The following is a 19940-nucleotide window of genomic DNA, read 5'->3' on the forward strand; positions in this document are numbered from 1 at the left end:
AAAGCGCTTAGGCAATGGTATCATTTACACCGTCAGCCCCGCCGGGGCTTGTGGAAAACCACCATGGACTTACCCAGTAGTTACTCAAAATATCGATTGTGCAATCACGTATTGACTGATTGACCCCCATTGGCGTGCCCGCTGCTGGGGGTGGAGCTCGCCATGACTGAAATAGAAGTAAAAAAATCGCAGGATAGCCTGCAAGACCGCCTGGCCCAGGTGGTCGAACTGCTGCACCGGCATAAGCTGGTCGAAGATCTCACCCATCGCCAAGAAGGCGCGCAGCAAGAGCGCGTGGAAAACTTGGTGCATCGGCAAAACCTCGCTGAGTTACAACGCAAGCTCGATGAGCTGCACTCCGCTGACGTTGCCCACATCCTTGAAGCCTTGCCGCTGGATGACCGCCTGACAGTCTGGCAGCTGGTCAAGGTGGAGCGCGATGGCGACATCCTTCTTGAAGTGTCGGATGCGGTGCGGGAAACCTTGCTGGCGGACATGGAGGATCACGAGATCCTCGCCGCCGCCAAGGAGATGGACGCCGATGAACTGGCGGACTTAGCCCACGAGCTGCCGCGCGATGTCGTCCATGAGCTGATGGAATCCCTCGATGCGCAGCAGCGCGAGCGTGTGCGTTCGGCTCTGTCCTATGAGGAAGAACAAGTCGGCGCCTTGATGGACTTCGAGATGGTCACCATCCGCGAAGACGTCAGCTTGGAAGTGGTGTTGCGCTATCTGCGCCGTCTCAAGGAGTTGCCGGGACACACCGACAAACTCTTCGTGGTCGACTATGACGGCGTGCTCAAAGGTGTGCTGCCGGTTAAGCGTTTGCTGGTCAACGACCCGGATAAGTTAGTCAGTGAGGTGATGGCCACCGATCCGGTGAGTTTCCATCCGGATGAAGACGCCTACGACGCCGCTCAGGCATTTGAGCGCTATGACCTGATCTCCACGCCTGTAGTGGATAAGAACGGCAAGCTGATCGGCCGTCTGACCATCGATGAAATGGTCGACTTGATCCGCGAGGAAAGTGAGAGCGAAGTGCTCAACATGGCAGGTCTGCGCGAGGAGGAAGATATTTTCGCCTCGGTGTGGAAATCCCTGCGCAACCGTTGGGCGTGGCTGGCGATTAACCTGATTACCGCCTTTATGGCCTCGCGAGTTATTGGCCTGTTTGAAGGCTCGATTGAAAAACTGGTGGCACTGGCGGCGTTGATGCCGATTGTGGCCGGCATCGGTGGCAACTCGGGCAACCAAACCATCACCATGATTGTGCGCGCCATGGCGCTGGATCAGGTGAGTACCGGTAATACGTCCAGGCTGATCCGCAAAGAGCTGGGCGTGGCCTTGGTTAACGGTTTGGTCTGGGGTGGGGTCATTGGTGTTGTGGCCTTCATGCTTTACGGCAGTTGGTCCTTGGGGGTGGTGATGACGGCCGCGATGACCCTGAACCTATTGTTGGCCGCGTTGATGGGCGTGCTGATCCCGATGACGCTGGCGCGCTTAGGGCGTGACCCGGCCATGGGCGCCAGTGTGATGATTACGGCGGTGACCGACAGCGGCGGTTTCTTTATCTTCTTGGGCTTGGCCAGTCTGTTCTTGCTCTAGGCCAGTCGCTGGGTTGCCTGTGCAGCCCAGCGCACAACAAATCGCAGCCAATAAAAAACCGCCCGAGGGCGGTTTTTTATTTTTAGGCTAATTGCTTAGCCTTCGTTAGAAGCGCTATTAGCCAGTTCGGTGTCGTGAGCGATCAACGAAACCAGTGCATTTTGCTGGCGCCGAGAGAGCTGGCGGAAGCGTTGCAGCAGCTCGCGTTCATGCAGCGACAGTTCTGGGCTATCGACGTTAACGTCGAGTTCAGAACTTAAGTTGCTTTCTTGCAGCATGCTTTGCTCAAGGCGAGCGATGATTTCCGAGTTCATGCTGCGGTGGTGGTTGCGGGCTACATCCGCGATGCGTTCGCGCATGCCATCTGGCAGGCGAACTACGAATTTGTCAGCGGTACGACTGGAGTAGAGTGCTTGTTTCATAGCGCGTGCATTAAACCGGTTAGTTGATAGAACAATTTCTGGCAATTGGCTCTTGCGGTGTAAATCCTCTGACCGCCCCGGGTGTTATCCGTTCAGCTTGCTGGCAGTTGGAATATTCAATATAGGTGTAATTTTATGGCCGGTAATTTGGCGTCAATTGCATGTCAGGCATTTTGCGCGGGATGCAGGCCCATTGCCAGCTCCAATTATCAGAATTGAGCTGTCTTCTGCATAAGTGGTCAGGTTTTATTGGGAAAACGGTCAGGTTTTTCCTTTTCTAATAACCTGGACGATGCACTGTAACCCAAGTGTCACGGGCCTTTAACGGCACTGACACAGCTCAAGCTTAGCTTGGTCTACACCAACAGGCGGTCATCTGCCGCTCTGTACGTGTAGAGGAGTGGCAGAGCATGAGTGCAGTGATCCGGGTTGAGCGTCTCAACAAAACCTTCAATAAAAAGCAGGCCTTATTTGACCTAGACCTGACGGTCGCTACTGGTGAAATGGTGGCGCTGATCGGTGCCTCCGGCTCAGGTAAATCCACACTGCTGCGTCACATGGCAGGGTTGGCCTGCTGCGATCAGAGTGCTGGCGGCAGCATCGAGGTACTGGGACAGTCGGTGCAGATAGATGGCCGACTCAATAGCAATATCCGCCGCTTGCGCGCCGATATTGGTTACATCTTCCAGCAGTTCAATCTGGTTGGTCGGTTGAGCGTGCTGCACAACGTGCTGCTCGGTTATCTGGGGCGCACGCCACGCTGGCGTGGCAGCCTCGGTTGGTTCAGTGCCGCCGAACAGGCTGAGGCTCTGCAAGCTTTGGCGCGGGTGGGATTAGCCGACCTAGCGCAGCAACGCGCCTCAACGCTTTCTGGTGGGCAGCAGCAACGCGTGGCGATCGCCCGCGCGCTGTGTCAGCAGGCCAAAGTCATTTTGGCCGATGAGCCTATCGCCTCCCTTGACCCCGAGTCGGCGCGCAAGGTGATGCAGATTTTGGCGGATATCAACCGCGAAGACGGCACCACGGTGTTGGTCACCTTGCATCAAGTCGATTACGCCATGCGCTACTGCCAGCGCGCGGTAGCGCTCAAGGCTGGGCGGGTGCATTTCGACGGCGCCGCCAGTGCGCTGCATAACGACTTCCTCAACGATCTCTATGGTGCCGAGTTAAGCAACCCGGCGCCCGCCGAGACGCCGTGCGCTGAACGCGCGGCGCAAGCAGCCTAAGGCCGGCTTAAGCCCGAGCCTGAGCGCCAATAACTGCCAAATCTTAATGACTCACCTGTCATCGGAGTGTTTTCTATGTTGAAACGTATGGGGCGTGTATTAGCGGCAACTAGCCTGTTAGCCAGTGCACTGCTGGGCAGTGCGGTGGCAGCCGAACAGGAGCTGAATTTCGGCATTATCTCCACTGAGTCGTCACAGAACCTCAAGACCCTCTGGAATCCCTTCTTGGCGGATATGAGCCAGAAAACTGGGATCAAGATCAATGCCTTCTTCGCCCCTGATTACGCCGGGCTGATACAAGGCATGCGCTTTAACAAAGTCGATTTAGCCTGGTTCGGCAATAAGGCCGCTATGGAGGCGGTGGACCGCGCTGGCGGTGAGATCTTTGCGCAGACGGTCGCAGCCAATGGCGCCCTGGGTTACTACAGTCTGTTGGTGGCGCACAAAGACAGCCCCATCAACAGTGTGGAGGACATGCTAAAAAACGCCTCCAGCCTGACCTTCGCCAACGGCGATCCCAACTCCACATCGGGTTACCTGGTACCGGGCTACTACGTGTTCGCGCAGAACAAAGTAGACGCTAACAAAATCTTCAAACGTGCGCTCAATGGCAGCCATGAGGTCAACGCGCTGTCGGTGGCCAATAAGCAAGTGGATGTCGGTACTTTCAATAGTGAAGGTATGGAACGCCTGGAACTCACTGCGCCGGATAAAGCCGCGCAGCTCAAAGTGATTTGGACTTCTCCGCTGATTCCGGCTGATCCCCTCGTTTGGCGCACCAACCTCGACCAAGCCAGTAAAACCAAGGTGCATGACTTCATCTTGGGCTATGGCACTACCCCTGCTGAATTGAAAGTTCTCGCCAACCTGCAATGGGGCCAATTCAAAGCCTCGAACAACGATCAATTGCTGCCGATTCGCCAGTTGGAGTTGTTTAAAAAACGCAGCGATGTGGCCAACAGCACAAGCCTTAACGCGGCCGATAAACAAGCCCAGCTGCAGCAACTGGATGCCGAGTTAGCCCAGTTAGAAAAACGCATGGCGGAACAGCCAGCGCCGACTGCAACTGCAGGTTAATCCCCTAGACGCGGCCTTGCCCGTTGCTAAGGCCGCGTCGCTAAGCGTTGAGATGAGAGCTGTTATGAGCACTGTAACCACCACAACTTTGCCGCAAGTATCGGCTAAGCGTAGTTGGCGTCACCTGCTGGGTTGGGGCCTGGTGTTGGCTGTTTTAGCGGCTTCTTGGCAAGGCGCCGAGATGAATCCGCTGGCCCTGATTCGCGACTCCGGCAACATGGCGACTTTCGCCGCCGACTTCTTTCCGCCGGATTTCAGTGATTGGCAGCTGTATCTCAAAGAGATGCTGATCACTGTGCAAATTGCCCTGTGGGGCACGGTGTTGGCCATTGTCTGCGCGATTCCACTGGGCATTCTGTGTTCGGAAAACATTGTCCCTTGGTGGGTTTATCAGCCGGTGCGGCGGGTGATGGATGCCTGCCGTTCGATCAACGAAATGGTCTTCGCCATGTTGTTTGTGGTGGCCGTGGGGCTGGGGCCATTTGCCGGGGTGCTGGCGCTGTTTATTGGCACCACCGGGGTGCTGGCCAAGCTGTTTGCCGAAGCAGTGGAGGCGATTGACCCAGGTCCCGTCGAAGGCGTGCGCGCCACCGGCGCCAGTGCCTTACAGGAGGTGATCTATGGGGTCATCCCGCAAGTGCTACCGCTGTGGATTTCCTATTCGCTGTATCGCTTTGAGTCCAACGTACGTTCCGCCACGGTGGTCGGCATGGTCGGTGCCGGTGGCGTCGGCGTGATCTTGTGGGAAGCCATTCGCGGCTTTCAGTTCGGCCAAACCTGCGCCTTGCTACTGATCATTATCGCCGTGGTCAGCGTGCTCGACATCCTTTCCCAGCGCCTGCGTAAGCAGTTTATCTGAGTCCTATGCCGGCCCAGGAGGGCTTGCCTCGCTATGCACTTGTCTAGACAAATCGAGCCGCGTTACCGCCAGTTAGCAGAGCAATTACGCGGGCAATTATTGAGCTTGCGCCCCGGGGATTATTTGCCCGCAGAGGTGCAGCTAGCTGCGCGCTATGCGGTTAACCGCCATACCTTGCGCCGCGCGGTGGATGAGTTGGTGCAGGAGGGGCGCTTGTTGCGTCAGCAGGGCAAGGGCACTCAGGTGTTAGCCAGCCCGATGATTTATCCGCTTAAGGCGGATAGCACTTACAGCGCGTCACTCTCGGCGCAGGGGCATCAGGTACAGGCGCAGCTGTGCCAGCGCGCTTTGCGTCAGGCCACTGCGCAAGAGTCTCGGCACTTAGAGCTGGGCCCCCATGAACAGGTGCTGGTGTTGATCACCTTGCGTTCGATTGAGGACCAGCCCGTCAGCCAGATCAAGCATGTGTTTGCGGCGACCTGGGCGCCCCTGCTGGCGGACTACCAAGGCGGTTCGCTGCGTCATTACCTCAATCAGCGTGAGCTGCAGTTAAGCCGCTGTTTCAGTTTGATCGGTGCGCGCTTGCCCAGTCGTGACGAGGCGGCGTGTCTGCTGATGCCTCGCCATGCACCGCTTTTGAGCGTGCAAACCCTATCCCGTGATGCACAAGGTCGGCCCGTGGAGTTGTCACTGTCGATCAGTCGTGCGGACCGTTTTCAGTATCAGTTAGCCCTTTGATGGAGGCAGTTGAATGAGCAGCAACTTGTTGCATAGCGATGGGCACATAGCCGAGCGCCAGCGCTGGATGGCGGTACTCGCCAGGGCCGCTGGGCAGCTGCAAGAGCATGCAGAGGCGTTGCGGGATACCGAATACCAACTGCTGCGTCCAGCTGAGGTGGGTATGAGCATGGTGCGGGGCCGCTTAGGTGGCAGCGGTAGCTTGTTCAACCTCGGCGAGATGAGCGTGACCCGTTGTGTCGTGCGTCTGGCCGATGGTCGTACCGGTTATAGCTACGTGGCTGGGCGCGACAAGCTGCATGCCGAGCTGGCGGCCTTGGCCGATGCGCACTTGCAGGGCGCCGATCAGCAGCAATGGATGACGCGTCTGATCGTACCTCTGCAAACGGTGCAACAGGCTAAACAAGCCGCCCTAGAGGCCGCGACGGCGACGACGCAGGTGGAGTTCTTCACCTTAGTGCGAGGGGAAAGTTAATGAATGCGGTGAATAGTTCGCAGTGGCTACAGCCGGCATTCAATGATCCGGTGTTGGATGCCCAGGCCAGTTTTCGCAGCGCCCTCAAAGCCTTGGCTGAACCCGGCAGCGTGCAACCGCTGGCCCGCGCCTTAGCCTTGGATAAGCTGGCGCCTGCCACCTATGCCCTGTGTTTGGCCTTTTTAGATGGCGACACGCCGCTGTGGTTGGCGCCGCATTTCGACTCGCCGGTGGTGCGCGCCAACCTGTCGTTTCACTGTGGTTGCCCGATCGTCAGCCAGCGTGAAGACGCGCTGTTCGCTTTGCTCGATGAATCCGAGCTGGCCGACTTGTCGCGCTTCGAGCATGGCAGTGAACGCTACCCCGATCAGTCCTGCACGTTGCTCATTCAGCTGCCTAGCCTGGTCGGCGGACCGTCGCTGAGCTGGCGCGGCCCTGGTATCCAGGAGCTGCGCCAAGTGGATTTGCCGGTGGCCGATAGTTTTTGGCAGCAGCGCACTGCCCGCAGTGCTTTCCCCCGGGGTTTGGATGCCTTTTTTGCCGCCCAGCAGCAGGTGCTTGGCCTACCGCGCAGCACGCAGGTGCTCAACATCAGCCAGGAGCATGCCTAATGTACGTAGCCGTTAAAGGTGGCGAGCGCGCCATCGATAATGCCCATGCCTTGCAGGCGCAGCAGCGCCGTGGCGATCCCAACATTGCTGAACTTGCAGTCGAGCAAATTCGCAGTCAGTTACCCTTGGCTGTGGCGCGGGTGATGACCGAGGGCTCGCTGTACGATCCGCAACTGGCTGCGCTGGCGATTAAACAGGCAGCCGGGGATTTGCTTGAGGCGATCTTCCTCCTGCGCGCCTATCGCACCACCTTGCCGCGTTTTGCCGCGAGCTGTGGTTTGGACACCACGCAGATGCAGCTCAGTCGGCGGATCTCGGCGACCTTCAAGGATTTACCCGGCGGCCAACTATTGGGCCCCACCTTTGATTACAGCCACCGCCTGCTCGACTTCACGTTGCTGGCCGAAGGTGATTACCCAGGCCCATCAGTCGACCCGGAAGCGCGCATCGCCAACTGCCCACGGGTGTTGGACTTACTCGCTGCAGAGGGCTTGCTTGGCCCTGAGTTGGACAACGCTGAGCCGGTGCCTGATATCACCCGCGAGCCGTTGGACTTTCCCGCTAGCCGTGCGCAGCGCCTGCAAGCGCTGGCCCGTGGTGATGAAGGTTTTCTCTTAGCCCTGGGCTATTCGACGCAACGTGGCTATGGCCGTAACCACCCGTTTGCCGGGGAAATTCGTATCGGTCAGGTGGAGGTTTGGCTGCAGCCAGCAGAGCTGGACTTCGCTGTGCCGCTGGGGGATATCGAAGTCAGCGAGTGTGAAATGGTCAACCAGTTTGTGGGGGGGCATGGCATCGACGCGCAGTTCACCCGTGGCTATGGCTTGGCCTTTGGCAGTGCCGAGCGCAAGGCCATGGCCATGGCGTTGGTCGATCGCTCCTTACGCGCCGACGAGTACGGTGAAGAGCGGGTTGGCCCGGCGCAACAAGAAGAATTTGTCTTGATGCACTGCGACAACGTCGAGGCTGCGGGCTTCGTCTCGCACCTCAAGCTGCCGCATTACGTCGACTTCCAATCCGAGCTGGAACTGCTACGCAAGCTGCGTCAGCCCGCTAGTGGGCACACCGAACAGCAGGGCCACGCCAAGCAGGCTGTGACTGGGGAGCAACCCGCATGAATCAGGTGATGTCCAATCAACCAGCCGCCGAGTCCGGCTACAACTTTGCTTACTTGGATGAGCAGAGCAAACGCATGATCCGCCGTGGCTTGCTCAAGGCCGTGGCGATCCCCGGTTATCAGGTGCCTTTTGCTGGGCGGGAAATGCCGCTGCCCTATGGCTGGGGCACTGGCGGCATGCAACTGACCGCGGCGATTTTGGGCGCGCAGGATGTGCTCAAGGTGATCGACCAGGGCGCGGACGACACCACCAATGCGGTGTCGATCCGGCGCTTTTTTGCCCGCACTGCCGGCGTGCAAACCACGACCCATACTGATGCCGCCACGCTGATTCAAACCCGTCATCGCATTCCGGAAACGCCGCTTCAGGCTGGACAGATTATCGTCTACCAAGTGCCAATCCCGGAGCCGCTGCGCTTTATCGAACCTTCGGAAACCGAGACGCGCACCATGCATGCCCTGGAGGATTACGGGGTGATGCAGGTCAAGCTGTATGAGGACATCGCCACCTTCGGCCATATCGCCACCAGCTACGCCTACCCGGTGTTGGTCGATGAACGTTATGTGATGGACCCTTCGCCGATCCCGAAATACGACAACCCCAAGCTGCATATGAGCCCGGCCCTGATGCTGTTTGGCGCCGGCCGCGAGAAGCGCTTGTATGCCGTGCCGCCTTATACCCGGGTGGCCAGTCTGGATTTCGAAGACCATCCCTTCAGCGTCCAGCATTGGCAGCAGTGCTGCGCCTTCTGTGGCAGTGAAGAGTCCTATCTGGATGAGCTGATCGTCGATGACGCCGGCAGCAAACGCTATGTCTGCTCCGATACCGATTACTGCATGCAGCGTCAGGACGCCGCGCAGCCACAAAAGGAGGCTGCGCTATGAGTGCTGCCGAACAGTTGCACCGCCTAAGCGACAGCAATACGCCGTTGCTGCGGGTGGAAGATTTGACCCGTTTGTATGGCCCGCAAAAGGGCTGTCAGGGCGTGTCGTTTGAGCTGTATCCCGGCGAGGTGTTGGGCATTGTCGGTGAGTCTGGCTCGGGTAAGTCGACCTTGCTCAGCCTGCTTAGCGGGCGTTGTCAGCCGGATCGTGGCGCCGTCAATTACCGTGACCACAACGGCCAATGGCTCGACCTCTATCAGGCCAGTGAAGCGCAGCGCCGTAGCCTGCTGCGCACCCAGTGGGGCTTTGTTGAGCAGAGCCCACGAGACGGCCTGCGCATGGGCGTTTCGGCCGGCGCCAATATTGGTGAGCGCTTGATGGCCCAAGGCGTGCGCCATTACGGCCAGTTGCGCGCCGCGGGGCTTGACTGGCTGGAGCAAGTAGAAATCGACCCGGCGCGGATCGACGATCTGCCTAAGACCTTTTCCGGCGGTATGCAGCAGCGCTTGCAGATCGCCCGCAATTTAGTCTCCCAGCCGCGCCTGGTGTTTATGGATGAGCCCACTGGCGGCCTCGATGTCTCGGTGCAGGCGCGCTTGCTCGATTTGCTACGGGGCTTGGTGCGCGAGCTGGATTTGGCCGTGGTGCTGGTTACCCATGATCTGGCAGTGGCGCGGTTGCTGGCGGATCGCTTGCTGGTGATGCGCCGCAGCGAAGTGGTAGAGGCGGGGCTCACCGATCAGATTCTCGATGATCCGCAGCATCCCTATTCGCAACTACTGGTGTCCTCGGTGCTGCAACCTTAAATCCAACGCCTGTGCAGCGGCTTAGGTGTTGGCTGGCGCTGCACGGGCTCAGAGGTGTTTATGAGCAAGCTGATTGAAGTGACGAATTTGAGCAAAAGCTTCACCTTGCACCAGCAACATGGGGTGGTGCTGGATGTGCTGAGTGAGGTGAGCTTCAGCGTCAACAGCGCTGAGTGTTTGGTCCTGCATGGGCAATCTGGCGCGGGTAAGTCGACCTTGCTGCGCACCCTTTACGGTAACTATCTGGCGGCGACTGGCAGCATCCAGGTGTGGCATGCCGGGGAGTGGCTCGAGTTAGTCGGCGCCACGCCTCGTCAGGTGTTGGAGGTACGGCGGCAAACCTTGGGTTATGTCAGCCAGTTTTTGCGCGTCATCCCCCGTGTCTCGACCCTGGATGTGGTGATGGAACCGGCGCTGGCGCGGGGCTGGAGTAAAGCGCAGGCGCAAAGCCGGGCGCAAAGCCTGCTCAGTCGCCTGAATATTCCGCAAGCGTTGTGGCAACTGGCGCCCGGCACCTTCTCTGGTGGTGAGCAGCAGCGGGTCAATATCGCCCGGGGCTTTATGGTCACTTGGCCGCTGTTGTTGCTCGATGAACCGACCGCTTCGCTGGATGATGCTAATCGCCAAGTGGTGCTGGAGTTGATCAGCGAAGCCAAAGCCGCTGGCAGTGCGCTGATCGGGATTTTCCATGATCGCGCTGCCCGTGAAGCGGTGGCTGATCGCTATCTGGATATGACGGCTACAAGGTCCCAAGCGCTGGGGCAGGAGTATGTTTATGCCGGTTGAACAGATCCTCACTAACGCTCAAGTGGTTACCGCCCAGCAGAGTTTTATCGGCACCGTGCTGCTGCGCGATGGCCTGATTGCTGCGGTGGAGCCGGGCGTTAGCCGCTTGCCGCAGGCGCAGAATCTAAACGGGGATTACCTGCTGCCGGGCTTGGTCGAGTTGCACACCGATAACCTAGAAAAACACATGACGCCCCGGCCAGGAGTGGATTGGCCGTCAGCCTCGGCGGTATTGACCCATGATGCGCAGATTGTGGCGGCGGGCATCACCACGGTGTTTGATGCGCTGTCCATTGGTGACGTCAACCCTAAGGGCAAGCGCATGCAGCAGTTACCGGCGATGCTGGAGGCGATTGCCGAGGCCAGCCGCTCCGGCCATGTTCGCGCGGATCACCGTCTGCATCTGCGCTGCGAGGTCTGTCATCCGGATACCCTCAGCGTGTTCCGCGATTTGCTCGAGCACCCGCTGGTGCAACTGGTGTCAGTGATGGATCACTCGCCAGGGCAGCGGCAGTTCGCCAAAGAGGAAAAGTACCGTGAGTACTACATGGGCAAGTACCACTTAAGCGAAGCGGAAATGCTCGAGTTTATCGCCGAGCAAAAGGCCAACTCAATTGAGTTCAGCGACCGCTACCGCCGTAGCATTGTTGACGAGTGCCATCTGCGCGGCTTGTCGCTGGCCAGCCATGACGATGCCACCTTGGCCCATGCGCAAGAGTCCGCGGGCTTGGGCATGTCGATTGCTGAGTTCCCCACCACCTATGAGGCGGCGCAAGCCAGTCATCAACTGGGTTTGAAAGTGTTGATGGGGGCGCCGAATATCGTGCGTGGTGGCTCGCACTCGGGCAATATTGCTGCCGCTGAACTCGCCCAGTTGGGCCTGCTCGATATCCTCTCCAGTGACTATTACCCGGCCAGTTTGCTGCAGGCCGCGTTACTCTTGGTGGAGCAGGACAACGACTACGATCTGCCGCGCGCTATCGCTACGGTGAGCCTGTTACCGGCGCAAGCGGCCGGTCTCACTGATCGTGGTGAGATCCGCGTGGGGCTGCGTGCCGATCTGGTTCACGCTCAGGTGCATGGTGCGCAACCGGTGATTCAACAAGTCTGGCAACAAGCGAAAAGGGTGTTCTGATGAGCGGCCGTTTGATCTATCTGATGGGCCCTTCGGGCTCCGGCAAGGACAGCCTGTTGCAAGCCGCACAGGCGCGTTTAGCTGCCCATGGTGGCAGAGTTATACGCCGGGTGATTACGCGCTCGGCGGAGGCGGTGGGCGAGGATGCCATCGCCATCAGCCCTGCTGAGTTTGCCGAGCATGAGGCGGCGGGGGCCTTCGCCTTGAGTTGGCAGGCCAATGGTTTGGCCTATGGCATACCCATTCAGCTCGATGAATGGCTGGCGGCAGGGCAGCACGTGCTGGTCAATGGCTCCCGTGCTTATTTGTCTCAGGCCCGTCAGCGTTACCCGGACTTACTGCCGGTGCTGCTCAGTGTCGATAACCCCGTGCTGCGTGAGCGTTTGCTCAAGCGCGGGCGCGAAAGCGAGGAGCAAATCGAACAGCGCCTGGCACGCAATGGGTTGTTTGATCAGGCCGCGGCAGAGGCCGATGGCGTGCATGTGCTGGACAACTCGGCGGATTTACAACGCACGGCAGACAACCTGCTGGCGCTGATCTGTGCCAGCGCCGTATGCGCCTGACCCTGCTGGGCAGTGGCGATGCGCGGCAGGTACCGGTGTACAACTGCCACTGCCCAGCTTGTGTCCGTGCCCGTAGCGAACCCCGCTATCGGCGCGGACCGTGCTCGGCCTTGATCGAGTGTGGCGAGCAGCGTTGGTTGATCGACGCCGGCCTAACCGATCTGACCGAACGCTTTGCTCCCCACAGCCTAAGCGGCATCCTGCAAACCCATTACCACGCTGACCACGCCCAGGGCTTATTGCACCTGCGCTGGGGGCATGGTTTACAGATTCCGGTGCATGGCCCGGATGATCCGCAGGGGTTCGCCGATCTGTATAAGCACCCCGGCATTCTGGATTTTTCCCAGCCCTTTAGCGCTTTTGAGCAGCGGCAGTTGGGCGCTCTGCAAGTTACCGCGTTGCCGCTTAATCACTCCAAACTGACCTACGGCTATCTGCTGCAAGCATGGGATAAGCAGGGGCTGACAAAGCGTTTAGCCTATTTGACCGATACGGTCGGTGTGCCCGCAGACAGCTCGGCGTTATTGCGCCAAGCACCCTTGGATCTGTTGGTGCTGGATTGCTCCATGCCGCCACAGGCGGTGGCGCCGCGTAACCACAATGATCTGACGCGGGCACTGGAAGTGATCGCTCAGCTAAAGCCAGCCCATAGCGTGCTGACCCATATCGGCCATAGTCTGGATGCTTGGTTAATCGAGCATCCGGCGGCCTTACCCGCAGACGTCAGCCTGGCCTACGACGGCATGACCCTAGATCTGAGTTAGAGGCGCCTGTTAGATAAGGTAGGCAGGCCGGCATTTAGGGTGCAATCGCCGCACAGGCGCTTGCACCGTGGGGCCGACGCGGTGTTTGGCGGTGAGGGCGCGGGTCTACGGCTTGGTCTGTGCGAGATGGTGTTTGGTGCTTGGTGCAATACGCTGCTGCGCAGCTATTGCACCTTACGGGCTAGGCGTGACGGTTTTGCCGGCCGTGGTGGAGGGGAGAAGCGTCCGCCACCCTACGAGCGACAAGTTGCTGGTTAATCCAACGGCAACTCGGTGGTGCGCTTGACCTCGCTCATGGCGATATGGGAGTGGGCTTCTTGTACATGGGGGCGTTGCAGCAGGTGGTCGCGCAGGAAGCGCTCGTAGCTGGCGATGTCTTTGGCCACCACCTTGAGCTTGTAGTCCGAGGCACCGGCCATGGTGTAACACTCCAGCACTTCGGGGTAGTCGACCACGGCTTTCTCAAACTCCTCCAAATTGCTGCGGCCATGGGCTGAGAGTTTGATATCGACAAACACCGTGATGCTAAAACCCAGCTGCTTATGGCTAAGCAGGGCGACTTTGCGCTCGATATAGCCTTCTTCGTGCAGGCGGTTGATCCGTCGCCAGCAGGGCGATTGCGACAGCTCGACCTTCTCGGCAATCTCGGCGGCGGACAGGTCGGCATTGTGCTGCAGCAGGCGCAAAATGCGACGGTCGGTGTGGTTCAGGGGTTCTTGCATAGTTATTCCTGCATTCTTGTATTTATCGAAAGATTTATGCACAGGCATAAGCTTTTAGTCAGATTTTAGACAGGAAATATCCTCGCACCTCGTCCATATTTTATTCAGGTTGGCCTCAGGGTTGCCGTGCTGGCAGCCGCTGTAAAACCGCTATGCCCCGTTGGGTGATCCCCGGCGGGCATTAATGAGACAGCGCTTATCCGCGTGGTCTTGCTGAATAAAATAATAAGAGGAGCGCCGCTATGTCTCTGGCCGAGATCCGCCTGGATGACAAGTACCGCCTTGCTACCGGTCATCTTTATCTCACCGGCACCCAGGCGCTGACCCGCCTGCCGATGCTGCAAAAACAGCGTGATACGGCCCAAGGCCTGAACACCGCCTGTTTTATTTCTGGTTACCGTGGCTCGCCTTTGGGCAATCTGGATAAGAGCTTGTGGGACGCCAAAGACTATCTCAAAGACCATCACATTCACTTCCAGCCCGGCGTCAACGAAGAGCTGGCCGCCACCGCCGTATGGGGTAGCCAGCAGACCGGTCTGTTTCCCGGGGCGCGCTACGACGGCGTGTTTGCCATGTGGTACGGCAAGGGGCCGGGGGTGGATCGCTGTGGTGATGTGTTCAAACACGGCAACAACGCCGGTGTCGCCCCCCATGGCGGGGTGCTGTTGTTGGCGGGGGACGATCACGGCTGTAAGTCATCGAGTATTGCCAGCCAGAGCGAGCACAACTTCATTGCCGCCTCGATCCCGGTGCTAAACCCGTCCAATGTCCAGGAAGTGCTCGACTACGGCATTATCGGCTGGGAGCTGTCGCGCTACAGCGGTTGTTGGGTGGCGCTGAAAACCATTGCCGAGAACGTCGACTCCTCGGCCGTGGTCGAGGTTGACCCGCTACGGGTCAAGCTGCAAGTGCCCAGCGATTTTCAGCTGCCGGAAGATGGCGTGCATATCCGCTGGCCGGACCCACCCCTGGCTCAAGAGGCGCGCCTTAACACCTACAAAATCTATGCGGCGCGGGCCTTCGCTCAGGCCAATCAACTAAACAAAGTGATGCTTGATTCAGCCAATCCGCGCTTGGGCATCATCACCACCGGCAAGTCCTATCTGGATGTGCGTCAGGCCCTGAATGATCTGGGCTTGGACGACGAACTGTGCGCGCAGATTGGCTTGCGTGTGCTGAAAATCGGCATGAGCTGGCCGCTGGAGCCGATCAGCGTGCACCAGTTTGCAGAGGGTTTGGACGAGATTCTGGTGGTCGAAGAAAAGCGCAGCATCATTGAAGATCAGCTTACCGGTCAGTTGTATAACTGGCCGGTGGGTAAGCGTCCGGTGGTGGTGGGCGAGTTCGACGAGCAGGGCCAGACGTTGCTACCGAACCTAAGCGAACTGACTCCAGCGATGATCGCCCGGGTCATCGCTAAGCGTCTGGAGCCGATCTACACCAGTGCAGTGATCAAGCAACGTCTGGAGTTTATCGCCGCCAAAGAGGCCGCCCTCGCTGCGCCGAAGCACAGCACTGTACGCACACCACACTTTTGCTCGGGCTGCCCGCACAACAGTTCCACCCAGCTGCCTGAAGGCAGCCGCGCCCAAGGCGGCATTGGTTGCCACTACATGACCCAGTGGATGGATCGCAACACCGATACTTTCACCCAGATGGGCGGCGAGGGCGCCACTTGGATCGGTCAGGCGCCCTTTACCGATACGCCGCATATCTTCCAAAACTTAGGTGACGGCACTTACTTCCATTCCGGCCAGCTGGCCTTGCGCGCCGCCGTGGCTGCCGGGATCAATATCACCTACAAGATTCTCTATAACGACGCGGTGGCCATGACCGGTGGTCAGCCCATCGATGGTGAGCTGCGCGTCGATCAACTGAGCCAGCAGGTATTTGCCGAGGGAGTTAAGCGCATTGCCCTGGTCAGCGATGAGCCCGATAAGTACCCGAGCCGCGCCGGTTTTGCGCCGATTGTGAGTTTTCACCATCGCCGTGAGTTAGATGCGGTGCAGCGTGAGCTGCGCGAGTTTAAGGGCGTCTCGGTGCTGATTTATGACCAAACCTGCGCCACGGAAAAACGCCGGCGGCGCAAACGCGGCAAGTTAGCTGATCCGCAAAAACGCGCCTTTATCAATCCCGCGGTGTGCGAGGGTTGTGGCGATTGCAGCGTGAAATCCAACTGCCTGTCGGTACAGCCCTTGGAAACAGAGCTGGGGCGTAAACGGCAGATCGATCAGAACGCCTGCAATAAAGACTTCGCCTGCGTTGAGGGCTTTTGCCCGAGTTTTGTCACCGTGCATGGCGGCCATTTGCGCGAGAGTGCGGCGCTGGGCTTGGGCGCGTTGTTTATCGCCGTGCCGCAGCCCCAGCAACCGAAGCTGGCGCGTCCCTGGAATATTCTTCTGCCCGGTGTCGGCGGCAGCGGCGTGACCACCGTCGGCGCGCTGTTGGGTATGGCGGCGCACTTGGAGGGCAAGGGCTGCAGCGTGCTCGATCAAGCCGGCCTGGCGCAGAAATTTGGCCCGGTGGTGACCCATATCCGCATCGCCGCTAAGCAGGACGATATCTACGCCGTGCGCATTCCGGCCGGTGAAGCTGATCTCCTGTTGGGCTGCGATTTGGTGGTGTCGGCCAGTGAGGATGCGCTAGCCAAACTCAACGATAAAATCGCCCATGCGGTGGTTAATAGTCATGAGTCGGCCACCGCGGAGTTCACCCGCAATCCCGATGCCCAAGTGCCCGGCAGTGCCATGCGCGAGGCGCTGATTGAGGCGGTAGGGGCGAACAAAATCCACTTTGTCGATGCCACCGATCTGGCCACCAAGCTGCTAGGCGACAGCATTGCCAGCAACCTGTTTATGCTCGGCTTTGCTTACCAAAAAGGCTTGGTGCCCGTGTCGGCGCAAGCCATCGACAAGGCCATTGAGCTCAATGGTGTGGCCGTGGAATTTAACCAGCAGGCGTTTCTCTGGGGCCGTCGTACCGCCTACGACAGTGCCGCGGTGGAGCGTTTGGTTCGCCCGCAGCAGGCGCAAGCGAGTAGCAGCCAAAGCTTGCAGCAGTTGCTTAATGACCGCACCGAGCGTTTGCAGGCTTATCAAAACCCGGCCTATGCCGCGCGTTATCGGCGCATGCTGGCGCGGGTGGTGCAGGCCGACCGTAGCGATGATCAGGCCCTGAGCAAGGCGGTCGCCCGTTATTACTACAAGGTGCTGGCCTACAAGGATGAGTACGAAGTGGCGCGGCTCTACAGCGATGGTAGTTTTACACGCCAGCTTGAAGCGCAGTTTGCCGGCAACTATCGCTTGCAGTTTCATCTGGCGCCGAGCTGGCTGAGCAAGCCTGATCCGCGCACCGGGCAGCCGCGTAAACGCCAATTCGGCCCGTGGATGCTCAAGGCGTTCGCGGTGTTAGCACGCTTTAAATTCTTGCGTGGCACTTGGCTGGACCCATTCGGCCACAGCGCTGAGCGTCAGCAAGAACGCCAACTGATTGCCGAGTACGAGGGCTGGTTGGAGCTGGTGTTGGCGCGGATCAATGGCCGTAACTACGCCGCTGCTTTGGCCATTGCGCAGTTGCCGGAGCAGATTCGCGGCTATGGCCATGTCAAACAGCGCAGCCTCGAGCAGGCGCGTCAGCAAGCTGAGCAGTTATTGGCGCGGCTTCAGGTGACGGAGATCGCCGCAGTACGGGTCTACGATCCAGCCGCCTAAGTCGGGTGATAGCGGTGGCGTCAGCCAAGCTGGCGCCACCGGCTATTTAGTCGAGGGGCAAGGTCAGGCTATGGCCATGCAGGGTAAAACCGAGTTTCGCGTAAAAAGCATGGGCCTGGCTGCGGCTGACCTTGCTCGACAGCGCGACCTTGTAACAGCGCCAATGCCGCGCTCGCTCAATGGCCTTGGCCATCAAGGCTTGGCCAATCCCCAAACCTCGGGCCTGAGCGTCTACCACCACATCCTCCAATACGGCAGAACGGGCGAAGTTATGCGCCAGGTGTTCGATCAGATGCAGGCTGCAGGTGCCAAGTAACTGGCCATCGCGCTCGGCCACCAGCACCTCAATGTTGCTGGGCAGTTGGCTGAGGCGCAGGGCCATTATTTGCGCATCGGCCCGGGCCTCATCAGGGCCAAGCTGCTGCAGTAACGCACACAGGGCTGGTGCATCGGTGCTACTGACTGCGCGCAGTTGCACGGTGGCGAACGGGGAGTCGGGCAAACGCTCTGCTAAAGGGTTCATGGTGCTCTCCTAGGTGGGGCCTGGGGCAGTATATTTAGCCGCTGTGGCCGCAACATGACAAATTCGCATCATCTGGTAAGATGCGGCCCGCTGTTGGCTGCATCGCGCAGCCCGGGTTCCCATAGTTCAATGGATAGAATAAGCCCCTCCTAAGGGCTAGATACTGGTTCGAATCCAGTTGGGAACGCCATCTAGCACGTCGATATGCAAGTACCGGCACCTCCTTATTTCATCCTTAAGCCTATGTTCTATTCACCAGCTGCCTGCTGGAGGGCTTTACGGCGCTTGAGATAAGGTAGATCAATGCGGCATGCACTTTTTTGCACCTGATACGGGGGTATTAGGTGCTTTGATGGTGCGCAAAATGACCAGTAACAGCGGGCTTTTCCGCCTGTTTTTATACATTTGCACCAAAAAGTTTCAGTAAGGCGACATTTTGCACTGTTGCAGGGTGTTTCTGGCTGTTAAAGTGCGCCGCAATTTATAGACGATAAGCCCAGCTTAAATGGGCAATTTTGAGGTACCTCATGAGCGAATCTGTCGAACACTTCCTGGCCCGCCTAAAACAACGAGATCCTGACCAGCCGGAATTCCACCAGGCTGTGGAAGAGGTCCTGCGTACCCTGTGGCCGTTCTTGGAAGCCAACCCTCACTACCTCGAAGCAGGTATTGTTGAGCGTATGGTTGAGCCTGAGCGCGTGGTGACCTTCCGCGTATCTTGGGTGGACGACGCCGGTCGCGTGCAGGTTAACCGTGGTTTCCGGATCCAGATGTCGAGCGCCATTGGCCCATACAAAGGTGGTCTGCGTTTCCACCCTTCGGTCAACCTCAGTGTTCTGAAATTCCTCGCTTTTGAGCAAGTCTTCAAAAACTCCCTGACTTCCCTGCCCATGGGCGGCGGTAAAGGCGGTTCGGACTTCGATCCAAAAGGTAAGAGCGACAACGAAGTGATGCGCTTCTGCCAGGCGTTCATGAGCGAGCTGTACCGCCATATCGGTGCCGACCTCGACGTGCCGGCGGGTGACATTGGCGTGGGTGGCCGCGAAATTGGCTACATGTTCGGCCAATACAAGCGTCTGGCGAACCAGTTCACTTCCGTGCTGACCGGTAAAGGCCTGAGCTACGGCGGCAGCCTGATTCGTCCAGAAGCGACCGGTTACGGCTGCGTGTATTTCGCGCAAGAAATGCTCAAACGCGTCAACAAAGGCTTTGAAGGCAAGCGCGTCACCATCTCCGGCTCCGGCAACGTGGCGCAGTACGCTGCGCAGAAAGTCATGGAGCTGGGTGGCCTGGTGGTGTCGGTATCCGACTCCGAAGGCACTCTGTACCTGCCAGCTGGCATGACCGACGAACAATGGCACTACCTGATGGACCTGAAAAACGTCCGTCGCGGTCGTCTGACTGAAATGGCCAAGAAATTCCAACTGGAGTTCTTTGGCGGTCAGCGCCCATGGCATCTGCCTTGCGACATCGCGCTGCCGTGCGCGACCCAGAACGAACTGGATGCTGAAGATGCCCGCGCGCTGCTGGCCAACGGCTGCTTCTGCGTAGCCGAAGGCGCCAACATGCCGTCCACGCTGGAAGCGGTTGATCTGTTTATCGAAGCCGGTATCTGCTACGCCCCAGGCAAAGCGTCCAACGCCGGCGGCGTGGCCACCAGCGGCCTGGAAATGAGCCAGAACGCCATGCGCCTGAACTGGAGCGCCGGTGAAGTGGACGAGCGCCTGCACAGCATCATGCAAAACATCCACAACGCCTGCGTGCGTTACGGTGAAGAAGCTGACGGCAGCATCAACTACGTGAAAGGCGCCAACATCGCCGGTTTCGTAAAAGTTGCTGACGCTATGCTGGCTCAAGGCGTGGTTTAAAACGCCGCCTTAGTCGTGGTCTAAATAGGCGACGATTGCCGATAAAAA

General features: G+C 58.7%; 19 protein-coding genes and 1 tRNA gene. 17 read left to right on the plus strand and 3 right to left on the minus strand.

Translation table 11 applies throughout. The features are described from left to right. Positions 1–162 precede the first annotated feature (162 nt). Positions 163–1605: a magnesium transporter gene (mgtE, locus tag NTD81_RS01875; RefSeq protein ID WP_262178820.1), complete on the plus strand. Its 1443-nt coding sequence runs from the start codon at positions 163–165 to the stop codon at positions 1603–1605. 95 nt (positions 1606–1700) lie between these two features. Here mgtE and NTD81_RS01880 read toward each other — a convergent pair whose 3' ends face one another. Next, positions 1701–2027 carry an Arc family DNA-binding protein gene (locus NTD81_RS01880; RefSeq protein ID WP_262178822.1) on the minus strand — a complete coding sequence of 109 codons (327 nt, stop codon included), beginning with the start codon at positions 2025–2027 and terminating at the stop codon, positions 1701–1703. A gap of 410 nt (positions 2028–2437) precedes the next feature. Between NTD81_RS01880 and phnC the strand changes: the two genes are divergently transcribed. The 13 genes from phnC to phnP all read left to right on the plus strand — a co-directional run bounded on the left by phnC (position 2438) and on the right by phnP (position 13069). Further along, the gene (gene phnC, locus NTD81_RS01885) at positions 2438–3253 is read left to right on the plus strand and encodes a phosphonate ABC transporter ATP-binding protein (RefSeq protein WP_262178824.1); all 816 of its coding nucleotides are present in this window, start codon (positions 2438–2440) and stop codon (positions 3251–3253) included. Positions 3254–3328: 75 nt separating this feature from the next. Continuing rightward, complete coding sequence (gene phnD / locus NTD81_RS01890; protein ID WP_262178827.1) at positions 3329–4330, plus strand: phosphonate ABC transporter substrate-binding protein; 1002 nt, start codon at positions 3329–3331, stop codon at positions 4328–4330. Between the two features lie 64 nt (positions 4331–4394). Continuing rightward, positions 4395–5189 (plus strand): phosphonate ABC transporter, permease protein PhnE, encoded by a 795-nt coding sequence (gene phnE / locus NTD81_RS01895; RefSeq protein WP_262178829.1) that lies wholly within the window; start codon positions 4395–4397, stop codon positions 5187–5189. Between the two features lie 33 nt (positions 5190–5222). Beyond that, positions 5223–5927, plus strand: a complete 705-nt coding sequence (phnF, locus tag NTD81_RS01900; RefSeq protein WP_262178831.1) for a phosphonate metabolism transcriptional regulator PhnF — start codon at positions 5223–5225, stop codon at positions 5925–5927. A gap of 13 nt (positions 5928–5940) precedes the next feature. Next, complete coding sequence (phnG, locus tag NTD81_RS01905; protein ID WP_262178833.1) at positions 5941–6402, plus strand: phosphonate C-P lyase system protein PhnG; 462 nt, start codon at positions 5941–5943, stop codon at positions 6400–6402. Next, complete coding sequence (gene phnH, locus NTD81_RS01910) at positions 6402–7013, plus strand: phosphonate C-P lyase system protein PhnH (RefSeq protein ID WP_262178835.1); 612 nt, start codon at positions 6402–6404, stop codon at positions 7011–7013. Before phnG ends, phnH begins: the two co-directional genes overlap by 1 nt. Further along, entirely contained in the window at positions 7013–8131 is a 1119-nt protein-coding gene (locus tag NTD81_RS01915; RefSeq protein ID WP_262178837.1) for a carbon-phosphorus lyase complex subunit PhnI, read from the plus strand. Before phnH ends, NTD81_RS01915 begins: the two co-directional genes overlap by 1 nt. Positions 8132–8139: 8 nt before the next feature. Further along, a complete protein-coding gene (locus NTD81_RS01920; protein WP_262178839.1) occupies positions 8140–9015 on the plus strand; it encodes an alpha-D-ribose 1-methylphosphonate 5-phosphate C-P-lyase PhnJ in 876 nt (291 codons plus the stop codon). Beyond that, positions 9012–9821: a phosphonate C-P lyase system protein PhnK gene (phnK, locus tag NTD81_RS01925; protein WP_262178841.1), complete on the plus strand. Its 810-nt coding sequence runs from the start codon at positions 9012–9014 to the stop codon at positions 9819–9821. The genes NTD81_RS01920 and phnK overlap by 4 nt, the downstream gene beginning before the upstream one ends. Positions 9822–9881: 60 nt before the next feature. Beyond that, positions 9882–10607, plus strand: coding sequence for a phosphonate C-P lyase system protein PhnL (phnL, locus tag NTD81_RS01930; protein WP_262178842.1), 726 nt, complete (start codon positions 9882–9884; stop codon positions 10605–10607). Then, complete coding sequence (locus tag NTD81_RS01935; protein ID WP_262178844.1) at positions 10597–11742, plus strand: alpha-D-ribose 1-methylphosphonate 5-triphosphate diphosphatase; 1146 nt, start codon at positions 10597–10599, stop codon at positions 11740–11742. The genes phnL and NTD81_RS01935 overlap by 11 nt, the downstream gene beginning before the upstream one ends. Next, a complete protein-coding gene (phnN, locus tag NTD81_RS01940; protein ID WP_262178846.1) occupies positions 11742–12305 on the plus strand; it encodes a phosphonate metabolism protein/1,5-bisphosphokinase (PRPP-forming) PhnN in 564 nt (187 codons plus the stop codon). The genes NTD81_RS01935 and phnN overlap by 1 nt, the downstream gene beginning before the upstream one ends. Next, the gene (gene phnP / locus NTD81_RS01945; RefSeq protein WP_262178848.1) at positions 12296–13069 is read left to right on the plus strand and encodes a phosphonate metabolism protein PhnP; all 774 of its coding nucleotides are present in this window, start codon (positions 12296–12298) and stop codon (positions 13067–13069) included. The genes phnN and phnP overlap by 10 nt, the downstream gene beginning before the upstream one ends. Positions 13070–13323: 254 nt before the next feature. Here the strand turns inward: phnP and NTD81_RS01950 are convergent, their stop codons facing one another. Then, positions 13324–13791 (minus strand): Lrp/AsnC family transcriptional regulator, encoded by a 468-nt coding sequence (locus tag NTD81_RS01950; RefSeq protein WP_262178850.1) that lies wholly within the window; start codon positions 13789–13791, stop codon positions 13324–13326. Between the two features lie 242 nt (positions 13792–14033). On the opposite strand from NTD81_RS01950, the gene NTD81_RS01955 reads away from it, so the two are divergent. Then, positions 14034–17501 (plus strand): indolepyruvate ferredoxin oxidoreductase family protein, encoded by a 3468-nt coding sequence (locus NTD81_RS01955; protein ID WP_262178853.1) that lies wholly within the window; start codon positions 14034–14036, stop codon positions 17499–17501. 46 nt (positions 17502–17547) lie between these two features. Here NTD81_RS01955 and NTD81_RS01960 read toward each other — a convergent pair whose 3' ends face one another. After that, positions 17548–18024, minus strand: a complete 477-nt coding sequence (locus NTD81_RS01960) for a GNAT family N-acetyltransferase (RefSeq protein ID WP_262178855.1) — start codon at positions 18022–18024, stop codon at positions 17548–17550. A 115-nt stretch (positions 18025–18139) separates the two neighbouring features. Between NTD81_RS01960 and NTD81_RS01965 the strand changes: the two genes are divergently transcribed. Further along, a tRNA-Arg gene (locus NTD81_RS01965) sits at positions 18140–18214 on the plus strand. Between the two features lie 337 nt (positions 18215–18551). Then, a complete protein-coding gene (gdhA, locus tag NTD81_RS01970) occupies positions 18552–19892 on the plus strand; it encodes an NADP-specific glutamate dehydrogenase (protein ID WP_262178857.1) in 1341 nt (446 codons plus the stop codon). Positions 19893–19940: the final 48 nt, after the last annotated feature.

The sequence above is a fragment of the Pseudomonas sp. 5P_3.1_Bac2 genome (assembly GCF_025465995.1).
Taxonomy (GTDB): Bacteria; Pseudomonadota; Gammaproteobacteria; order Pseudomonadales; family Pseudomonadaceae; genus Aquipseudomonas.

Coding starts and splice junctions, on each gene's coding strand:
- mgtE (WP_262178820.1), top strand. CDS start 163: ATGACTGAAATAGAAGTAAAAAAATCGCAGGATAGCCTGCAAGACCGC.
- NTD81_RS01880 (WP_262178822.1), bottom strand. CDS start 2,027: ATGAAACAAGCACTCTACTCCAGTCGTACCGCTGACAAATTCGTAGTT.
- phnC (WP_262178824.1), top strand. CDS start 2,438: ATGAGTGCAGTGATCCGGGTTGAGCGTCTCAACAAAACCTTCAATAAA.
- phnD (WP_262178827.1), top strand. CDS start 3,329: ATGTTGAAACGTATGGGGCGTGTATTAGCGGCAACTAGCCTGTTAGCC.
- phnE (WP_262178829.1), top strand. CDS start 4,395: ATGAGCACTGTAACCACCACAACTTTGCCGCAAGTATCGGCTAAGCGT.
- phnF (WP_262178831.1), top strand. CDS start 5,223: ATGCACTTGTCTAGACAAATCGAGCCGCGTTACCGCCAGTTAGCAGAG.
- phnG (WP_262178833.1), top strand. CDS start 5,941: ATGAGCAGCAACTTGTTGCATAGCGATGGGCACATAGCCGAGCGCCAG.
- phnH (WP_262178835.1), top strand. CDS start 6,402: ATGAATGCGGTGAATAGTTCGCAGTGGCTACAGCCGGCATTCAATGAT.
- NTD81_RS01915 (WP_262178837.1), top strand. CDS start 7,013: ATGTACGTAGCCGTTAAAGGTGGCGAGCGCGCCATCGATAATGCCCAT.
- NTD81_RS01920 (WP_262178839.1), top strand. CDS start 8,140: ATGTCCAATCAACCAGCCGCCGAGTCCGGCTACAACTTTGCTTACTTG.
- phnK (WP_262178841.1), top strand. CDS start 9,012: ATGAGTGCTGCCGAACAGTTGCACCGCCTAAGCGACAGCAATACGCCG.
- phnL (WP_262178842.1), top strand. CDS start 9,882: ATGAGCAAGCTGATTGAAGTGACGAATTTGAGCAAAAGCTTCACCTTG.
- NTD81_RS01935 (WP_262178844.1), top strand. CDS start 10,597: ATGCCGGTTGAACAGATCCTCACTAACGCTCAAGTGGTTACCGCCCAG.
- phnN (WP_262178846.1), top strand. CDS start 11,742: ATGAGCGGCCGTTTGATCTATCTGATGGGCCCTTCGGGCTCCGGCAAG.
- phnP (WP_262178848.1), top strand. CDS start 12,296: ATGCGCCTGACCCTGCTGGGCAGTGGCGATGCGCGGCAGGTACCGGTG.
- NTD81_RS01950 (WP_262178850.1), bottom strand. CDS start 13,791: ATGCAAGAACCCCTGAACCACACCGACCGTCGCATTTTGCGCCTGCTG.
- NTD81_RS01955 (WP_262178853.1), top strand. CDS start 14,034: ATGTCTCTGGCCGAGATCCGCCTGGATGACAAGTACCGCCTTGCTACC.
- NTD81_RS01960 (WP_262178855.1), bottom strand. CDS start 18,024: ATGAACCCTTTAGCAGAGCGTTTGCCCGACTCCCCGTTCGCCACCGTG.
- gdhA (WP_262178857.1), top strand. CDS start 18,552: ATGAGCGAATCTGTCGAACACTTCCTGGCCCGCCTAAAACAACGAGAT.